Below are 16,247 nucleotides of genomic sequence, written 5' to 3'. Positions count from 1 at the left end.
CAGCCCTTCGGCAAAACCGGCGTATTGTACAATATCGCGCTGAAAGCTCCCGCGCCTATCGGGGCTACCCCGCCTCCACCAAGCGGCTCGCGCCGCCCCGTCCCTCCGGTTTCCCCCATGGCCTTTTTGCTCCATCAAGCCCGCTTCTACACGACCGTCAACCATCTGCGCGACCTGCCGCCGACGGTGCAACCGGAAATCGCGTTCGCGGGCCGCTCGAATGCCGGCAAATCGACGGCGATCAACGTGCTGTGCAATCAGAAGCGGCTCGCGTTCGCGTCGAAGACGCCCGGTCGCACGCAGCACATCAACTACTTCTCCGTCGGCCCGGCCGCCGAGCCCGTCGCGAACCTCGTCGACCTGCCCGGCTACGGTTACGCGGAAGTGCCGGGGGCCGCGAAGGCCCACTGGGAAATGCTGCTGTCGTCCTATCTCGCGACGCGTTCGCAGCTGTGCGGCCTGATCCTGATGATGGATTCGCGCCGCCCGCTGACCGACCTCGATCGCCGGATGATCGAGTGGTTCGCGCCGACCGGCAAGCCGATCCACACGCTGCTGACGAAGTGCGACAAATTGACGCGCCAGGAAAGCATCAATGCGCTGCGTAACACGCAGAAGGGACTCGACGCGTATCGCGACCAGGGCGTGAAAGGCAAGCTGACCGTCCAGCTGTTCTCGGCGCTGAAGCGCACGGGGCTCGACGAGGCGCATGAGCTGATCGAGAGCTGGGTGCGGCCGTCCGCCGCCGACGAAAAAGGCGAGCCTGTAGCACAATAAGCGGGCAACGCGCGGCCGGGATCGGCCGTGCGCACCTGACGGCACCTGCGAATTCGGCCGGCTCATAAAAAAACCCGCCGTTGAACGGCGGGTCAAACAGCCTAATCGAAAAACGACAGGCACCCGCTCAGGGAGGAGAAGCGGGGAGCTGCACGCGACGCGTGCCGCTCGATCGCTATCATATACCAACGATCTCGAAAATGACCTAAGGGTTCCGTAAGGTCCTTCTTGCCCTGATTTCTACCAAATCGCCATGAGCTTCCATCCGCTTCATCGTCCGCGCCGGATGCGCCGCGACGACTTCTCCCGGCGCCTGATGCGCGAAAACCGCCTGACCACCGACGACCTGATCTACCCGGTGTTCGTCGTCGACGGCACCAACGAACGCCAGGCCGTCCCGTCGATGCCCGGCGTCGAGCGCGTGTCGGTCGATCTGCTGATGCACGTCGCCGAGCAGTGCGTCGAACTCGGCGTGCCCGTGCTGTCGCTGTTCCCGGCCATCGAGCCGTCGCTGAAAACGCCTGACGGCCGCGAAGCGGCCAATCCGGAAGGCCTGATCCCGCGCGCGGTGCGCGAGCTGAAGAAGCATTTCCCCGAGCTCGGCGTGCTGACCGACGTCGCGCTCGATCCGTACACGAGCCACGGCCAGGACGGCGTGCTCGACGAAAACGGCTACGTGATCAACGACGACACGATCGAGATCCTGGTCGACCAGGCGCGCGCGCAGGCGGAAGCCGGCGTCGACATCGTCGCGCCGTCGGACATGATGGACGGCCGCATCGGCGCGGTCCGCGAGATGCTGGAAAGCGACGGCCATATCCATACGCGCATCATGGCCTATTCGGCCAAGTTCGCGTCGGCGTTCTACGGCCCGTTCCGCGATGCGGTCGGCTCGGCGTCCAATCTGGGCAAGGGCAACAAGATGACCTACCAGATGGATCCGGCGAACAGCGACGAAGCGCTGCGCGAAGTGCGCCTCGACATCGACGAAGGCGCCGACATGGTGATGGTCAAGCCCGGCATGCCGTATCTCGACATCGTGCGCCGCGTGAAGGACGAGTTCCGCTTCCCGACCTACGTGTACCAGGTGAGCGGCGAATACGCGATGCTGAAGGCCGCCGCGATGAACGGCTGGCTCGACCACGACAAGGTCGTGCTCGAATCGCTGCTCGCATTCAAGCGCGCAGGCGCCGACGGTGTCCTCACGTACTTCGCGCTCGACGCTGCCCGTCTGCTGAAAGCGCAGCGCTGAGCCGCACGACGGCGCGTATCAAGAAAAACGGCGGGACACTTCATCGGTGTCCCGCCGTTTTGTATTTGTCGCCCGGTCGGCGTAGCAGGCGCCCATATGCGCGGACGCGCGCGCCTTACACCGTCGGCACCGCCGCGCGATCGAGGCTGCGCAGGAACGTCTCGGCCGCCTGATAGCCGACCACGCGGCCGATCTCATTGCCGTTGCGATCGAAGAAGATGATGCCCGGCGGCCCGAACAGGTTGAAGCGCTTGAGAAGCGCCTGGTCCGCCGGATTGTTCGCGGTGACATCCGCGCGCACCAGGTGAAGCTGCGCGAGCCGCGCCTGCACGCGCGAATCGGTGAACGTCAGATGCTCCATTTCCTTGCAGCTCACGCACCAGTCGGCGTAGAAGTCGAGCATCACGGGTCGGCCCGACGTCTTCAGCAGCGCATCGAGCTCGCCGCTGGAGCGCACCGACGCGAACGCGGGGCCCGCCTGCCCGGCCGCCGCGCCGGCTGCCGACGCATCGCCCGACGCAACCGTGCGCGCCGCGAGTACGGCCAGCGGCTTCACGGGGTCGTTGGAGCCCGCCGCGAGCCCGACGAGCAGCGTCGCGGCCCAGATCGCGAGCGCCGCACCGAGGCCGCGACCGAGACGGCGCCAGATCGACGCGGCGCCGGCATGCGGCGTGAACAGGCCGAGCGCCGCCGCCGCGACGAGCAGCCACAGCGCGGCGAGCACCATCTTCAGCCCGCCCGCGAGCACCGGCCACACGATCCACAGCGCGGCGGCGAGCAGCACGATGCCGAAGAACACCTTCACGCCATCCATCCATGCGCCCGCGCGCGGCAGCACCGTGCCGGCACCGACGCCGACGACGAGCAGCGGCACGCCGAGCCCCAGCCCCATTGCGAACAGCGCGGCACCGCCGAGCCATGCATTGCCGGTGTGCGCGATGAACGCGAGCACCGCGAACAGCGGCGCCGTCATGCACGCGCCGACGACCAGCGCCGACAACGCACCCATCGCGGCGACGGCGACGAAGTGACCGCCCTGCCGCGCGCGCGAGGCTTCGGCCGCGCCGTTCTGCCAGCGCTCGGGCAATGCGATGTCCTTGCCGGAAATCAGCGATACCGCGAATGCCGTGAGCAGCACGCCGAACGCGCCGAGCACCCACGGGTTCTGCAACCACGCGCCAAGGCTCTGGCCGACCAGCGCCGCCGCGATGCCCAGCACCGTATAGACGAGCGCCATGCCGACCACGTACGTCAGCGACAGCGCAAAGCCGCGCGCATGCGTCGCCCGCGTGCCCTGGCCGATGATGATCGCCGACACGATCGGAATCATCGGATACGAACAGGGCAGGAGACTCAGCACGACGCCCGCGACGAAATACAGCGCGACGATCGTGAAGAAGCCGTGCCCCTCGAGCAGCGACTGCGCGAAATCCGCGCTCGTGACCTTGTCGAACCAGTTGCCCGAGGCCGGTGCGCCGTCGGCCGGCGCGGCCGCGCCCAGCGCCGCGCCGTCGACCTTCACGACGTGCTCCGCGGGCGGATAGCAGATCCCTTCGTCGGCGCACCCCTGCGACGTCACCGCGAGCTCGAACGGCCCCGCCGCCTGCTTGACCGGCACATGAATCACGACCTCGTCGCGATATGTCTCGACTTCCTTCTGGAACGTCTGGTCGAACTTCACATGACCGGCCGGGAACAGTGGATCGCCAAGCGTCGCCTGCCCGCCCTTCACCGCGAAAGCGAACCGCTCTCGGTACAGGTAATAGCCATTGGCGACCTTGAAGCGGACGTCCACCTGCCCCGGCGCTTCGCTCGCGCTGAATTTAAATGCGACCGACGGATCGAGAAAATCGTCGGCCGCGCGCGCGACCGACAGGCCGCCCAGCATGAACATGAACGACAACAGGACTGCGAGGATCCGCAGCGCGCGCACGCGCACGGAAAGCGCCATACCGTTAAACATGAAATAGACGTTGAGTTTCGCTGGTCACCCACTGGCCGTATGCGGCCGAAGCCGTCGCCTGCCACGAGACGATTTCCGGCGTCTCGTACGGATGATGCGCGAGAATAAATCGCTCCAGTTCGAGCGAGCGCACGGGGCTCGTCTTGAACAGCAACTGGATCTCGTCGGCCGTCTCGACCTTGCCCTGCCAGTGGTAGCGCGACTTGATCGCACCGAGCTCCGATACGCACGCGGCAAGCCGCGCATCGAGCGCGCCGTCGGCGAGCGCTGCGGCCGTCGCCGCGTCCGGCACCGTCGTCAGCATCAACACCACCACCATACGCGCCCTCCTGGCTGGTTTTACCGGCTTCCGCCGCCACGACCGGCCCATCGAAGGCCCGCGCCGACAGTTCCGTATCGTAGCGCAGCCCGCGCGACGCTGCCGGCCGCGGGCTGCGACAATCGATCGCAGCCCGCGGCGCCACAAAAACAAAAAGGGCCAAGCATTTGCCCGGCCCTTTTCAGATACTGCTGCGTACTGGAAGCTTACTCGGCTTCTTGCACGTTTTCCGTTTCGTCGACTTCCGGACGATCGAGCAGCTCGACCAGTGCCATCGGTGCGTTGTCGCCGACGCGGAAGCCGAACTTCAGCACGCGCAGGTAGCCGCCCGGACGGTTCGCGAAACGCGGACCGAGCACGTCGAACAGCTTCGCCACCGAGTCACGATCGCGCAGGCGGTTGAACGCCAGGCGACGGTTTGCCAGCGACGGCTTCTTGCCGAGCGTGATCAGCGGCTCGACGACTTTACGGAGTTCCTTCGCCTTCGGCAGCGTCGTCTTGATGACTTCGTGCTCGATCAGCGAGTTGGACATGTTACGGAGCATAGCCAGACGGTGGCTGCTCGTGCGGTTCAGTTTCCGCAGACCATGACGATGGCGCATTTCAGTTTCCTTGATTCAAAGTTTTGATCCAGCTCTTCTATCGCACCGCTGGGGTGCACGGGCCGGTAACGAAAAAAGCAAGATGCGGATTTTAAAGGAAAATCCGCATCTTTGCCAACTACAGCAACAACCGGGCTTACTTGTCGAGACCAGCCGGCGGCCAGTTTTCGAGCTTCATGCCCAGCGTGAGACCGCGCGAAGCGAGCACTTCCTTGATCTCGTTGAGCGACTTGCGACCGAGGTTCGGCGTCTTCAGCAACTCGTTTTCCGTGCGCTGGATCAGGTCGCCGATGTAGTAGATGTTCTCGGCCTTCAGGCAGTTCGCCGAACGAACCGTCAGCTCGAGATCGTCCACCGGACGCAGCAGGATCGGATCGATCTGCGGTGCGCGCGACGGTGCCTCTGCAGCCGTTTCCGTGCCTTCCAGAGCCGCGAACACGGACAGCTGGTCGACCAGGATGCGGGCCGATTGACGGATCGCCTCTTCCGGGGTGATCACGCCGCTCGTCTCGATGTTCATCACGAGCTTGTCGAGGTCGGTACGCTGCTCGACACGTGCGCTTTCAACTGCATAGCTCACGCGGCGAACCGGCGAGAACGATGCGTCGAGAACGATGCGGCCGATGATCTTGGCCGTGTCTTCGCCATAGCGACGGACGTTGCCAGGCACGTAGCCGCGACCCTTTTCGATCTTGATCTGAACGTCGAGCTTGCCGCCCTTCGACAGGTGTGCGATCACGTGATTCGGGTTGATGACTTCACAATCGTGAGCCAGCTCGATATCGCCGGCCGTGACGACGCCTTCGCCTTCCTTGCGCAGGGTCACCGTCACTTCGTCACGGTTGTGCAGTTTGAACACCACACCCTTCAGGTTCAGCAGCAGGTTGACGACGTCCTCTTGCACGCCATCAAGCGTCGAATACTCGTGCACCACGCCGGCGATCGTGACTTCGGTCGGCGCGTAGCCAACCATCGACGACAGCAGCACGCGGCGAAGCGCATTGCCCAAGGTGTGGCCGTAACCGCGTTCGAACGGTTCCATGACCACCCTCGCGTGGTTCTCGCCCAGCGATTCCACGGCGATGATCTTGGGTTTCAGCAAACTGGTTTGCATGGGCTTTCCTTTTCAATACCCTCGGCTCGTTACACCGATAAGGCTGACCGGTAACAACCAGAAAATAAACAGCCGAGGCCCCTCCTTGCGTAACGCAATCGGGGTACCTCGGCCGTCAATCGGATTAACGCGAATACAATTCGACGATCAGGCTTTCGTTGATGTCGCCTGCGATGTCAGCGCGTTCCGGCATTTGCTTGAACGTGCCTTCGAACTTCTTCGCATCGACTGCAACCCAGCTCGGCATGCCGCCTTGCTCGGCCAGCGACAGCGCTTCGACGATACGCGCCTGCTTCTTTGCCTTTTCGCGGATCGCGACGACGTCACCCGCCTTCACTTGCTGCGACGGCACGTTCGCGACGACGCCGTTCACGGTGATCGACTTGTGGCTCACCAGCTGACGCGCTTCAGCGCGGGTCGAGCCGAAGCCCATGCGATACACGACGTTGTCGAGACGCGACTCGAGCAGTTGCAGCAGGTTTTCACCCGTGTTGCCCTTGCGACGGTCGGCTTCAGCGAAGTAGCGGCGGAACTGACGCTCCAGGACGCCGTAAATGCGCTTGACCTTTTGCTTTTCACGCAGCTGCGTACCATAGTCGGACGTACGTGCGCCCGAGGTACGACCGTGCTGACCCGGCTTGCTGTCGAGCTTGCACTTGTCGGCGAGCGAGCGGCGCGCGCTCTTCAGGAACAGGTCGGTGCCTTCACGGCGGGACAGCTTGGCCTTAGGGCCGATATAACGTGCCACTTTGCATTCCTTTATCAATCAGTCACGCGGACCGAAATCCGCGCTAGTTCGCGCCCTTTGGGGCGAACGGTGGGCTTAGTCAATCAAAAAAGCAACGCCCGTCGACGCTACGCGGCGACAGGCAAATGTGCCAGCACGAACGTGCCAGCACATTCTTAGATACGACGGCGCTTCGGCGGACGGCAGCCGTTGTGCGGAATCGGGGTGACGTCCGAAATCGCGGTGATCTTGATGCCGAGGCCATGCAGTGCGCGCACTGCCGACTCACGACCCGGGCCCGGGCCCTTGATCCGCACTTCCAGATTCTTCACGCCATATTCCATCGCCACGCGACCGGCCGACTCAGCAGCAACCTGAGCAGCGAACGGCGTCGACTTGCGCGAGCCCTTGAAGCCCTGGCCGCCCGACGTCGCCCATGCCAGTGCATTGCCCTGGCGATCGGTGATCGTGATGATCGTGTTGTTGAACGACGCGTGAACGTGAACCACGCCTTCAGCGACGTTCTTCTTAACCTTCTTGCGAACGCGTTGCGCCGCGGTGTTCGAAGCCTTAGCCATTACGTTTTCCTGTAACTGTCAGTTCCGCTTACTTCTTCAGCGCTTGCGCTGCACGACGCGGACCCTTGCGGGTACGTGCGTTCGTACGCGTACGCTGACCGCGCATCGGCAGGCCCTTGCGATGACGAACACCACGGTAGCAACCGAGGTCCATCAGGCGCTTGATGTTCATCGTCACTTCACGGCGCAGATCGCCTTCGACGATGAACTTGCCCACTTCTTCACGCAGCTTTTCGAGGTCTGCGTCGGTCAGGTCCTTGACCTTCTTCGAGAATTCCACGCCAGCTGCCGTGCAGATGCTGCGCGAGCGCGTGCGGCCGATACCGAAGATTGCCGTCAGGCCGATCTCGGTATGCTGGTGATTCGGGATGTTAACCCCTGCGATACGAGCCATTGTTTTTCCTCAAACAAAAAGCGCAAACAAACGCGCGGTCAGCCTTGGCGCTGCTTGTGGCGCGGATCCGAGCTGCAGATCACGCGAACGACGCCTTTGCGCTTGATGATCTTGCAATTGCGGCAAATGCGCTTAACCGATGCCATCACTTTCATGATAATACCCTTTTTTCAAATCACTTCGCCCGGAACACGATCCGCGCACGAGACAGATCGTAAGGCGTCAATTCAACCGTCACCTTGTCGCCCGGCAGGATGCGGATGTAGTGCATCCGCATCTTCCCGGAGATATGCCCCAACACGACATGGCCGTTTTCCAGCTTCACACGGAAGGTCGCATTCGGGAGGTTTTCGATCACCTCACCTTGCATCTGGATTACATCGTCTTTGGCCATAGTCCTTAATTAACGCATTGGGATGTTGCCGCCCTTGAAGTTTGCCTTCTTGAGCAGCGACTCATACTGTTGCGACATAACGTACGACTGCACCTGCGCCATGAAGTCCATCGTGACGACGACAATGATCAGCAGCGACGTTCCACCAAAATAAAACGGCACGTTCCAGCGCAGCACCAGGAATTCCGGCAGCAGACACACGAAGACGATGTAGATCGCACCGGCCAGCGTCAGACGCGTGAGGATGCGGTCGATATATCGTGCGGTCTGATCGCCCGGACGAATGCCCGGAACAAACGCACCGCTCTTCTTCAGGTTGTCCGCGGTTTCCCTGCTGTTGAACACCAGTGCGGTGTAGAAGAAGCAGAAAAACACGATTGCCAGCGTGTACAGCAGCACATAGACCGGCTGACCCGGCTTCAGCGCCTCCGCGACGTTATGCAACGTGTTGGAGATCCAGCTTCCCGACGGCTGACCCGTGCTGAACCAGCCGAGAATCGTGGCCGGAAACAGGATGATCGACGACGCGAAGATCGGCGGAATCACGCCCGACATGTTCAGCTTCAGCGGCAAGTGCGACGACTGGCCACCGTAGATCTTGTTGCCGACCTGGCGCTTCGCGTAGTTCACGAGGATCTTGCGCTGACCGCGTTCGATGAACACGACCAGGTAAGTCACCGCGGCAATCAGAACGACGATGATGATCGCCGAAATGATGCTCATCGAACCCGTGCGCACCAGCTCGAACAGCCCACCGACGGCATTCGGGAACCCTGCTGCGATCCCGCCGAAGATGATGATCGAGATGCCGTTGCCCAGACCACGCTCGGTGATCTGCTCACCCAGCCACATCAGGAACATCGTGCCGGTAACCAGCGTCACGACCGTCGTCAGCCGGAACAGCATGCCGGGGTCGATCACGAGGCCCGGCTGGTTTTCCAGCGCAGCCGCGATACCGAACGCCTGGAAGGTCGCGAGCACCACGGTGAAATACCGCGTGTACTGCGTGATCTTCCGTTGCCCTGCCTGCCCTTCCTTCTTCAGCGCCTCGAGCTGCGGCGAGACGATCGCCAGCAACTGCATGATGATCGACGCCGAGATGTACGGCATGATCCCCAGCGCAAAGATCGTGAAGCGGGAAAGCGCGCCACCCGAGAACATGTTGAACATGCCCAGGATGCCGCCCGCCTGACTCTGGAACAGCTTCGCCAGTTGATCCGGATCGATGCCCGGCACGGGGATGTGCGCGCCGATGCGATAGACGATCAGCGCCAGGAGCAGGAACATCGCTCGCCGACGCAGATCGCCGAATTTCGCCGTGCTTCGACCGGGTTTTGCAAGACTCGGGCTGTTAGCCAAGTACCTTCTCCGATGAATGCAAGTAACGACGCGCTACGCGTGTCACTCGGCGAACGAACCGCCAGCCGCTTCGATCGCAGCGCGCGCACCCTTGGTGGCACCGAGACCCTTCACGACGATCTTGCGCTTCAGTTCGCCCGTCGCGATGATCTTTGCGCTCTTCGTCAGCTCGCCGACCAGGCCGGCTTGCTTCAGTGCGAGCAGATCGATTTCATCGACCGGCAGCTTCTCGAGGTCGCCCAGGCGCACTTCACCGACGAATTCCTTCGTCAGCGACGTGAAGCCGCGCTTCGGCAGACGACGTTGCAGCGGCATCTGACCGCCTTCGAAACCGACTTTGTGGAAGCCGCCCGAACGCGATTTCTGACCCTTGTGACCACGGCCAGCCGTCTTGCCGAGGCCCGAACCGATGCCGCGGCCGACGCGACGCTTGGCGTGCTTGGCGCCAGCGGCCGGCTTCAGGTTATTCAATTCCATATCAACTCCTTGATCCGTAGGGCCGCTTACGCGATGACCTTAACGAGGTACGAGACCTTGTTGATCATGCCGCGGACCGCCGGCGTGTCCTGCAGCTCGCTAACCGAGTTGAGTCGGCGCAGGCCCAGGCCACGCACGGTCGCGCGGTGCGATTCGCGGGTCCCGATCAGGCTCTTAACGAGCTGAACCTTGACAGTTTTTTCAGACATGGTGACCACCCGGGCTTAGCCCAAAATATCTTCGACGGACTTGCCGCGCTTCGCCGCGATGTCTGCCGGGGTCGACTGCTTGCGCAGACCGTCCAGCGTGGCGCGAACGAGGTTGTACGGGTTCGTCGAACCGTGGCTCTTTGCCACGACGTTCTGAACGCCCATCACGTCGAACACTGCGCGCATCGGGCCGCCGGCGATCACGCCCGTACCTGCCTTCGCCGGAGCGAGGAGGACGGCGGATGCGCCATGCTTGCCGTGCACTTCGTGCTGCAGCGTGCCGTTCTTGAGCGGCACCTTGAACATGTTGCGGCGAGCTTGTTCCATTGCCTTCTGGACAGCGACCGGCACTTCCTTCGCCTTGCCCTTGCCCATACCGATGCGGCCATCACCGTCGCCGACCACGGTCAGTGCGGCGAAGCCGAGAATACGGCCACCCTTCACGACCTTGGTCACGCGGTTGACCGAAATCATCTTTTCGCGAAGGCCGTCGTCGCGCTCGTCAGCCTGAACTTTCGCTTGCATCTTTGCCATGACGAATTCCTTCCTTAGAACTTGAGCCCAGCTTCGCGAGCTGCCTCAGCCAGCGCCTTGACGCGGCCATGGTAGCGGAAGCCCGAGCGGTCGAAGGCGACGGATTCGATGCCGGCGGCCTTTGCCTTCTCGGCAATACGCTTGCCGATCAGCGTCGCAGCATTAACGTTGCCGCCCTTGCCCGACTTGTCGGCCAGTTCGGCGCGCACTTCTGCTTCGAGCGTCGACGCGCTGGCGAGCACCTTGGTGCCGCAGGGCGAGAACACTTGAGCGTAGATGTGCGTGTTCGTGCGATGCACGGCGAGACGCGCGACCTGCAGCTCAGCGATCTTGATACGCGTCTGGCGAGCGCGGCGCAGGCGAGATTGAGTCTTATCCATGATTGCGCACCCTTACTTCTTCTTCGTTTCTTTGAGGATCACAACCTCGTCGGAATAGCGCACGCCCTTGCCCTTGTACGGCTCCGGCGGACGGTAACCGCGGACTTCCGCAGCCACTTGACCGACTTGTTGCTTGTTGATCCCCTTGATCACGATTTCGGTTTGCGTCGGGGTTTCAGCCTTGACGCCTTCCGGCATCTGGTGCACCACCGGGTGCGAGAAACCCAGCGACAGGTTCAGCTTGTCGCCTTGCGCTTGCGCACGATAACCGACGCCAACCAGCGTCAGCTTGCGCTCGAAACCCTTGGTCACGCCGTGCACGGCATTCGCGATGATCGCGCGCATCGTGCCCGACAGTGCGTTTGCTTCGCGGCTTTCGTCGACCGGCGACAGATTCAGCGTGCCGTCGTTGTTCGCCACGTTCACGAGCGGATTGATCGCTTGCGTGATGGTGCCCAGCGGGCCCTTGACGGTGATGGCACCGTCGGCCAGCTTGACTTCCGCGCCTTGCAGCGCGATCGGGCTCTTACCTACTCGAGACATGTTTCTCTCTCCTCGGCTTTAAGCGACGTAGCAGATGACTTCGCCGCCGACGCCGGTAGCGCGCGCCTTGCGGTCGGTCATCACGCCCTTCGGCGTCGACACGATTGCCACGCCCAGGCCATTCATGACCTGCGGAATGTCGTTACGGCCGCGGTACACGCGCAGACCAGGCTTCGACACGCGCTCGAGGCGTTCGATGACCGGGCGACCTGCGTAGTACTTCAGCGCGATATTCAGTTCGGACTTCGCACCTTCCGCCTTGACGGCGAAATCGTCGATATAACCTTCGTCCTTCAGGACTTGCGCGATTGCAACCTTGACCTTCGACGAGGGCATCGCGACCGATACCTTCTCGACCATCTGCGCGTTGCGGATGCGAGTCAGCATATCGGCGATAGGATCACTCATGCTCATTTACGTTTCTCCTATTACCAGCTCGCCTTGGTCAGGCCAGGAATCTCGCCACGGAATGCGATTTCACGAATCTTGTTACGCGCGAGGCCGAATTTACGGAACGTGCCACGCGGACGGCCCGTGATCGCGCAGCGGTTACGCTGGCGGGTCGGGTTTGCGTTGCGGGGCAGTTGCTGCAGCTCAAGGCGTGCTTCGTAGCGCTCTTCTTCCGACTTGCTTTGGTCTTCGACGATCGCCTTCAGCGCTTCGCGCTTTGCTGCGAACTTCGCGACCAGGCGGGCGCGCTTCTTTTCACGTTCGATCAGTGCCAGTTTAGCCACGGTAACCTCAGTTTCTGAACGGGAACTTGAAGCTGGCGAGCAGTGCCTTTGCTTCGTCGTCGGTCTTCGCAGTCGTCGTGATGCTGATGTTCAGCCCACGCAGTGCGTCGATCTTGTCGTAGTCGATTTCGGGGAAAATGATCTGCTCTTTCACACCGATGTTGTAGTTGCCGCGGCCATCGAAAGCACGGCCCGACACACCGCGGAAGTCACGCACGCGGGGCAGGGCAACGGTCACGAAACGGTCGAGGAATTCGTACATCGCACGACCACGCAGCGTCACCATCGCGCCGATCGGGTAGCCCTGGCGGATCTTGAAGCCTGCGATTGCCTTGCGCGCCTTCGTGACGACCGGCTTCTGACCAGCGATCTTCGTGAGGTCGCCAACGGCGTTCTCGATGATCTTCTTGTCAGCGATCGCTTCGCCAAGACCCATGTTCAGCGTGATCTTGGTGATGCGCGGCACTTCCATGACCGACTTGTAACCGAACTTCTCGATCAGGCCGGGCACAACCTTTTCTTTGTAAAACTCTTGAAAACGAGCCATTTTTTACTCCGCTGCGTCAGGCGCTCAGTACGGCACCGGTCGTCTTCAGGAAGCGAACCTTCTTGCCTTCCTCGACCTTGATGCCAACACGCGACGCCTTGCCATTCGCGTCGACCAGTGCGACGTTCGAAATATGCAGGGGCATCGTCTTCGCTTCCACGCCGCCCGTCGTACCCTTCATCGGGTTCGGCTTCACATGCTTCTTGACGAGGTTGATACCTTCAACCGTCACATGTTCAGCACCGACAGCCAGCACGACGCCGCGCTTGCCCTTGTCCTTGCCAGTGACGACGATAACTTCGTCACCTTTGCGAATCTTGTTCATCGCGACTCCTTACAGCACTTCCGGCGCCAGCGAAACGATCTTCATGAATCGTTCGCTACGCAGCTCACGCGTCACCGGCCCGAAGATACGGGTGCCGATCGGCTCAAGCTTGTTATTCAAAAGCACAGCGGCGTTGCCGTCGAACTTGATCAGCGAGCCGTCTTGACGGCGAACACCCTTGGCGGTGCGGACCACCACGGCGTTGTAGATTTCGCCTTTCTTCACGCGCCCGCGCGGCGTTGCTTCTTTGACGGTCACCTTGATGATGTCGCCAATGCCGGCATAACGACGCTTCGAGCCGCCGAGCACCTTGATGCACATGACTTCACGCGCACCCGTGTTGTCGGCTACTTCGAGCCGAGATTCGGTCTGGATCATGGTTTGTCTTTCCCAACTTAATCCGGATGCACCACCATGATGCATTCGGTCAGTCTTGGTCCCGTCAGCCAATCGGCTGCTTGGGTTGGAACAGCAGCGACGGCAAACGAAACCCGCCATCGCAATTCGGTGAATCTTTCGGACAGGCTGGCGCCAGTCCGCTTCCCCCACCAACTTCGCCCGCGACGGGGCTCCCATAAAGAGGGAAGACCGGGATTATAACAAATAATCCCGGTCACGCAAGCAAAAACTTTGCGATTTCAAGCACTTCTTGGCGAAGTGCCTGTTACTGCCTACTGCTCTGCCCGCTTAGATGACGCGAGCTGCTTCGACGAGGCGCGACACCGTCCAGGCCTTCGTCTTCGAAACAGGACGAGTTTCCTGGATTTCGACGAGATCGCCTTCGTTGCAGGTGTTCGCTTCATCATGCGCGTGGTACTTCTTCGAGCGCACGACATACTTGCCGTAGATCGGGTGCTTGACGCGGTGCTCGATCAGCACGGTGACGGTCTTGTCCATCTTGTTGCTGACGACCCGACCGACCAGCGTCCGCTTCAGCGAGGTTTTCACGCTATCGTTCATTTCTGGTTCGCCTTCTGAGTCATGACGGTCCGCACACGTGCGATGTCGCGACGAACCTTCTTCAGCTGGCTCGTGTTCGTGAGCTGCTGGGTCGCGAGTTGCATGCGCAGGCCGAATTGCGCCTTCAGCAGGTCCGCCAGCTCCTTGTTGAGCGCGGCCTGGTCTTTCTGGAGAAGTTCGGAAGCCTTCATGTTTTCTCCTTAGGCGCCGAGCTGGCGCACGATGAACGTCGTCTTCAGCGGCAGCTTCGCTGCGGCCAGACGGAACGCTTCGCGTGCCAGTTCTTCGGTTACGCCGTCCATTTCATAGAGCATCTTGCCCGGCTGGATTTCGGCGACGTAGTACTCCGGGTTACCCTTACCGTTACCCATACGCACTTCTGCCGGCTTTTGCGAAATCGGCTTGTCCGGGAAGATACGGATCCAGATACGGCCGCCACGCTTGATGTGACGCGTCATTGCACGACGCGCCGCTTCGATTTGACGTGCGGTCAAACGACCGCGACCGATCGCCTTCAGGCCGAATTCACCGAACGACACGGCGTTGCCGCGCGTCGCCTTGCCGGTGTTACGACCCTTCTGCTCTTTGCGATACTTCCTGCGTTTCGGTTGCAGCATCGTTATTCTCCAGTCTTGCCGTCTTCCGGCTTGCCGGCGCCACGGCGCGGTGCGCCACGACGAGCACCCGGAGCGCCGCCTTCGCCGTCACGGCGCGGACGACGGTCGCCCGGACGCGCATTGCGACGCGGACGCTTGTCTTCGGCTACTTCTTCGACCACCGGCGCGTCATTGCGGCCGAGCGTGTCGCCCTTGTACACCCACACCTTGACACCGATGATCCCGTAGGTCGTCTTCGCTTCCGAGGTCGCGTAGTCGATGTCGGCACGCAGCGTGTGAAGGGGCACGCGACCTTCGCGATACCACTCCGTACGTGCGATTTCGATACCGTTCAGACGGCCTGCGCTCATGATCTTGATGCCCTGGGCACCCAGACGCATCGCGTTCTGCATCGCACGCTTCATCGCGCGACGGAACATGATCCGGCGCTCGAGCTGCTGCGTGATCGAGTCAGCGATCAGTTGCGCATCGGTTTCCGGCTTGCGGATTTCTTCGATGTTGACGTGAACCGGCACGCCCATGCGGCGTTGCAGTTCCGTCTTCAGCTGTTCGATATCCTCGCCCTTCTTGCCGATGACGACGCCCGGACGCGAGCTGTAAATCGTGATGCGCGCGTTCTTTGCCGGACGCTCGATGACGACCCGACCGACCGAAGCGTTCTTCAGCTTCTTCTTCAGGTACTCACGAACACCGATGTCTTCCTGCAGCATCGCCGCGAAATTGTTGTTGTTCGCGTACCAACGCGAAGCCCAATTGCGGCTGACAGCCAGGCGGAAGCCAGTCGGATGAATTTTCTGTCCCATCGTATGGCTCCTTAATTCCCGACCGTCACAGTGATGTGACAGGATTGCTTCTCGATGCGGTTACCGCGGCCCTTGGCGCGCGCGGTGAAACGCTTGAGCGATGCAGCCTTGTCGACGTAGATGCTCTTGATCTTGAGCTCGTCGATATCAGCGCCTTCGTTGTGCTCCGCATTCGCGATTGCCGACAGCACAACCTTCTTCACGATGCCAGCCGCCTTCTTCGGCGAGAACGTCAAAACGTTCAGCGCCTTGTCGACCGGCAAACCGCGGATCTGGTCAGCCACAAGGCGCGTTTTTTGCGCCGAGATGCGGGCACCGCGATGAATTGCTTTCACTTCCATCTTGATTGCCCCTTATTTCTTGGCCTTCTTGTCGGCCGCGTGACCCTTGAACGTACGGGTCAGTGCGAACTCGCCAAGCTTGTGGCCGACCATGTTTTCCGAGATGTACACCGGAACGTGTTGACGGCCGTTGTGAACAGCGATCGTCAGGCCGATGAAATCCGGCAGAATCGTCGAGCGACGCGACCAGGTCTTGATCGGCTTTTTGTCGCGCGAAGCTGCAGCCGCCTCAACTTTCTTCAGCAAATGGGCGTCGCAGAACGGACCTTTTTTTACAGAACGTGCCATTGCCTACTCC

At 61.5% G+C, this 16,247-nt stretch carries 28 protein-coding genes; 2 read left to right on the top strand and 26 right to left on the bottom strand.

Translation table 11 applies throughout. The features are described from left to right. Positions 1 to 117: 117 nt before the first annotated feature. Together yihA and hemB are read left to right on the top strand one after the other, a co-directional pair. Positions 118 to 777 (top strand): ribosome biogenesis GTP-binding protein YihA/YsxC, encoded by a 660-nt coding sequence (yihA, locus tag WS45_RS26970; RefSeq protein ID WP_059505749.1) that lies wholly within the window; start codon positions 118 to 120, stop codon positions 775 to 777. A 253-nt stretch (positions 778 to 1,030) separates the two neighbouring features. After that, entirely contained in the window at positions 1,031 to 2,029 is a 999-nt protein-coding gene (gene hemB, locus WS45_RS26965) for a porphobilinogen synthase (RefSeq protein ID WP_059702546.1), read from the top strand. Between the two features lie 115 nt (positions 2,030 to 2,144). Here hemB and dsbD read toward each other — a convergent pair whose 3' ends face one another. The 26 genes from dsbD to rpsS form a co-directional block, all read right to left on the bottom strand. Next, positions 2,145 to 3,992, bottom strand: a complete 1,848-nt coding sequence (gene dsbD / locus WS45_RS26960; RefSeq protein WP_059702543.1) for a protein-disulfide reductase DsbD — start codon at positions 3,990 to 3,992, stop codon at positions 2,145 to 2,147. Continuing rightward, positions 3,985 to 4,311, bottom strand: coding sequence for a divalent-cation tolerance protein CutA (cutA, locus tag WS45_RS26955; protein ID WP_057924809.1), 327 nt, complete (start codon positions 4,309 to 4,311; stop codon positions 3,985 to 3,987). Before cutA ends, dsbD begins: the two co-directional genes overlap by 8 nt. Before the next feature lie 206 nt (positions 4,312 to 4,517). Beyond that, on the bottom strand, positions 4,518 to 4,913 hold the full coding sequence (gene rplQ / locus WS45_RS26950; protein WP_006477175.1) for a 50S ribosomal protein L17: 396 nt from the start codon (positions 4,911 to 4,913) through the stop codon (positions 4,518 to 4,520). Positions 4,914 to 5,049: 136 nt separating this feature from the next. Continuing rightward, positions 5,050 to 6,027 carry a DNA-directed RNA polymerase subunit alpha gene (locus WS45_RS26945; RefSeq protein ID WP_006477176.1) on the bottom strand — a complete coding sequence of 326 codons (978 nt, stop codon included), beginning with the start codon at positions 6,025 to 6,027 and terminating at the stop codon, positions 5,050 to 5,052. Between the two features lie 124 nt (positions 6,028 to 6,151). After that, positions 6,152 to 6,775, bottom strand: coding sequence for a 30S ribosomal protein S4 (gene rpsD, locus WS45_RS26940; protein ID WP_012362893.1), 624 nt, complete (start codon positions 6,773 to 6,775; stop codon positions 6,152 to 6,154). 155 nt (positions 6,776 to 6,930) lie between these two features. Continuing rightward, complete coding sequence (gene rpsK, locus WS45_RS26935; protein WP_004197937.1) at positions 6,931 to 7,332, bottom strand: 30S ribosomal protein S11; 402 nt, start codon at positions 7,330 to 7,332, stop codon at positions 6,931 to 6,933. 28 nt (positions 7,333 to 7,360) lie between these two features. Then, on the bottom strand, positions 7,361 to 7,726 hold the full coding sequence (rpsM, locus tag WS45_RS26930) for a 30S ribosomal protein S13 (RefSeq protein WP_039323572.1): 366 nt from the start codon (positions 7,724 to 7,726) through the stop codon (positions 7,361 to 7,363). Between the two features lie 38 nt (positions 7,727 to 7,764). Continuing rightward, positions 7,765 to 7,881, bottom strand: a complete 117-nt coding sequence (gene rpmJ, locus WS45_RS26925; protein WP_004199844.1) for a 50S ribosomal protein L36 — start codon at positions 7,879 to 7,881, stop codon at positions 7,765 to 7,767. Positions 7,882 to 7,901: 20 nt separating this feature from the next. Then, positions 7,902 to 8,120, bottom strand: coding sequence for a translation initiation factor IF-1 (infA, locus tag WS45_RS26920; protein ID WP_004521905.1), 219 nt, complete (start codon positions 8,118 to 8,120; stop codon positions 7,902 to 7,904). Positions 8,121 to 8,129: 9 nt separating this feature from the next. After that, positions 8,130 to 9,479 carry a preprotein translocase subunit SecY gene (gene secY, locus WS45_RS26915; protein ID WP_006400642.1) on the bottom strand — a complete coding sequence of 450 codons (1,350 nt, stop codon included), beginning with the start codon at positions 9,477 to 9,479 and terminating at the stop codon, positions 8,130 to 8,132. Positions 9,480 to 9,521: 42 nt separating this feature from the next. After that, positions 9,522 to 9,956, bottom strand: coding sequence for a 50S ribosomal protein L15 (gene rplO / locus WS45_RS26910; RefSeq protein ID WP_006482880.1), 435 nt, complete (start codon positions 9,954 to 9,956; stop codon positions 9,522 to 9,524). A gap of 26 nt (positions 9,957 to 9,982) precedes the next feature. Continuing rightward, positions 9,983 to 10,165 (bottom strand): 50S ribosomal protein L30, encoded by a 183-nt coding sequence (rpmD, locus tag WS45_RS26905; protein ID WP_006400644.1) that lies wholly within the window; start codon positions 10,163 to 10,165, stop codon positions 9,983 to 9,985. 15 nt (positions 10,166 to 10,180) lie between these two features. Further along, positions 10,181 to 10,699, bottom strand: coding sequence for a 30S ribosomal protein S5 (rpsE, locus tag WS45_RS26900; protein ID WP_006752931.1), 519 nt, complete (start codon positions 10,697 to 10,699; stop codon positions 10,181 to 10,183). 14 nt (positions 10,700 to 10,713) lie between these two features. Continuing rightward, positions 10,714 to 11,079, bottom strand: coding sequence for a 50S ribosomal protein L18 (rplR, locus tag WS45_RS26895; RefSeq protein ID WP_006477183.1), 366 nt, complete (start codon positions 11,077 to 11,079; stop codon positions 10,714 to 10,716). Positions 11,080 to 11,091: 12 nt separating this feature from the next. Beyond that, a complete protein-coding gene (gene rplF / locus WS45_RS26890; RefSeq protein WP_006758786.1) occupies positions 11,092 to 11,622 on the bottom strand; it encodes a 50S ribosomal protein L6 in 531 nt (176 codons plus the stop codon). An 18-nt stretch (positions 11,623 to 11,640) separates the two neighbouring features. Beyond that, positions 11,641 to 12,036 (bottom strand): 30S ribosomal protein S8, encoded by a 396-nt coding sequence (rpsH, locus tag WS45_RS26885; protein ID WP_006477185.1) that lies wholly within the window; start codon positions 12,034 to 12,036, stop codon positions 11,641 to 11,643. 14 nt (positions 12,037 to 12,050) lie between these two features. Further along, positions 12,051 to 12,356, bottom strand: a complete 306-nt coding sequence (gene rpsN, locus WS45_RS26880; RefSeq protein WP_006482884.1) for a 30S ribosomal protein S14 — start codon at positions 12,354 to 12,356, stop codon at positions 12,051 to 12,053. A 7-nt stretch (positions 12,357 to 12,363) separates the two neighbouring features. Next, entirely contained in the window at positions 12,364 to 12,903 is a 540-nt protein-coding gene (rplE, locus tag WS45_RS26875; protein WP_006482882.1) for a 50S ribosomal protein L5, read from the bottom strand. A 16-nt stretch (positions 12,904 to 12,919) separates the two neighbouring features. Next, positions 12,920 to 13,228 carry a 50S ribosomal protein L24 gene (gene rplX, locus WS45_RS26870; protein WP_006477187.1) on the bottom strand — a complete coding sequence of 103 codons (309 nt, stop codon included), beginning with the start codon at positions 13,226 to 13,228 and terminating at the stop codon, positions 12,920 to 12,922. Between the two features lie 9 nt (positions 13,229 to 13,237). Further along, positions 13,238 to 13,606, bottom strand: coding sequence for a 50S ribosomal protein L14 (gene rplN / locus WS45_RS26865; protein WP_006752929.1), 369 nt, complete (start codon positions 13,604 to 13,606; stop codon positions 13,238 to 13,240). Between the two features lie 309 nt (positions 13,607 to 13,915). Continuing rightward, positions 13,916 to 14,188: a 30S ribosomal protein S17 gene (gene rpsQ, locus WS45_RS26860; RefSeq protein WP_006752928.1), complete on the bottom strand. Its 273-nt coding sequence runs from the start codon at positions 14,186 to 14,188 to the stop codon at positions 13,916 to 13,918. After that, on the bottom strand, positions 14,185 to 14,379 hold the full coding sequence (gene rpmC / locus WS45_RS26855; RefSeq protein WP_006400652.1) for a 50S ribosomal protein L29: 195 nt from the start codon (positions 14,377 to 14,379) through the stop codon (positions 14,185 to 14,187). Before rpmC ends, rpsQ begins: the two co-directional genes overlap by 4 nt. A gap of 9 nt (positions 14,380 to 14,388) precedes the next feature. Beyond that, a complete protein-coding gene (gene rplP / locus WS45_RS26850; RefSeq protein WP_059468475.1) occupies positions 14,389 to 14,805 on the bottom strand; it encodes a 50S ribosomal protein L16 in 417 nt (138 codons plus the stop codon). Positions 14,806 to 14,807: 2 nt separating this feature from the next. Beyond that, entirely contained in the window at positions 14,808 to 15,608 is an 801-nt protein-coding gene (gene rpsC / locus WS45_RS26845) for a 30S ribosomal protein S3 (protein ID WP_006482899.1), read from the bottom strand. An 11-nt stretch (positions 15,609 to 15,619) separates the two neighbouring features. Next, positions 15,620 to 15,949, bottom strand: coding sequence for a 50S ribosomal protein L22 (gene rplV, locus WS45_RS26840; RefSeq protein WP_004199272.1), 330 nt, complete (start codon positions 15,947 to 15,949; stop codon positions 15,620 to 15,622). Positions 15,950 to 15,961: 12 nt separating this feature from the next. Beyond that, the gene (gene rpsS, locus WS45_RS26835; RefSeq protein ID WP_004199273.1) at positions 15,962 to 16,237 is read right to left on the bottom strand and encodes a 30S ribosomal protein S19; all 276 of its coding nucleotides are present in this window, start codon (positions 16,235 to 16,237) and stop codon (positions 15,962 to 15,964) included. Between the last annotated feature and the right edge of the window lie 10 nt (positions 16,238 to 16,247).

The sequence above is a fragment of the Burkholderia sp. RF2-non_BP3 genome (assembly GCF_001522185.1).
GTDB lineage: Bacteria > Pseudomonadota > Gammaproteobacteria > Burkholderiales > Burkholderiaceae > Burkholderia > Burkholderia diffusa.
This window is presented reverse-complemented; position numbering and strand designations above follow the sequence as displayed.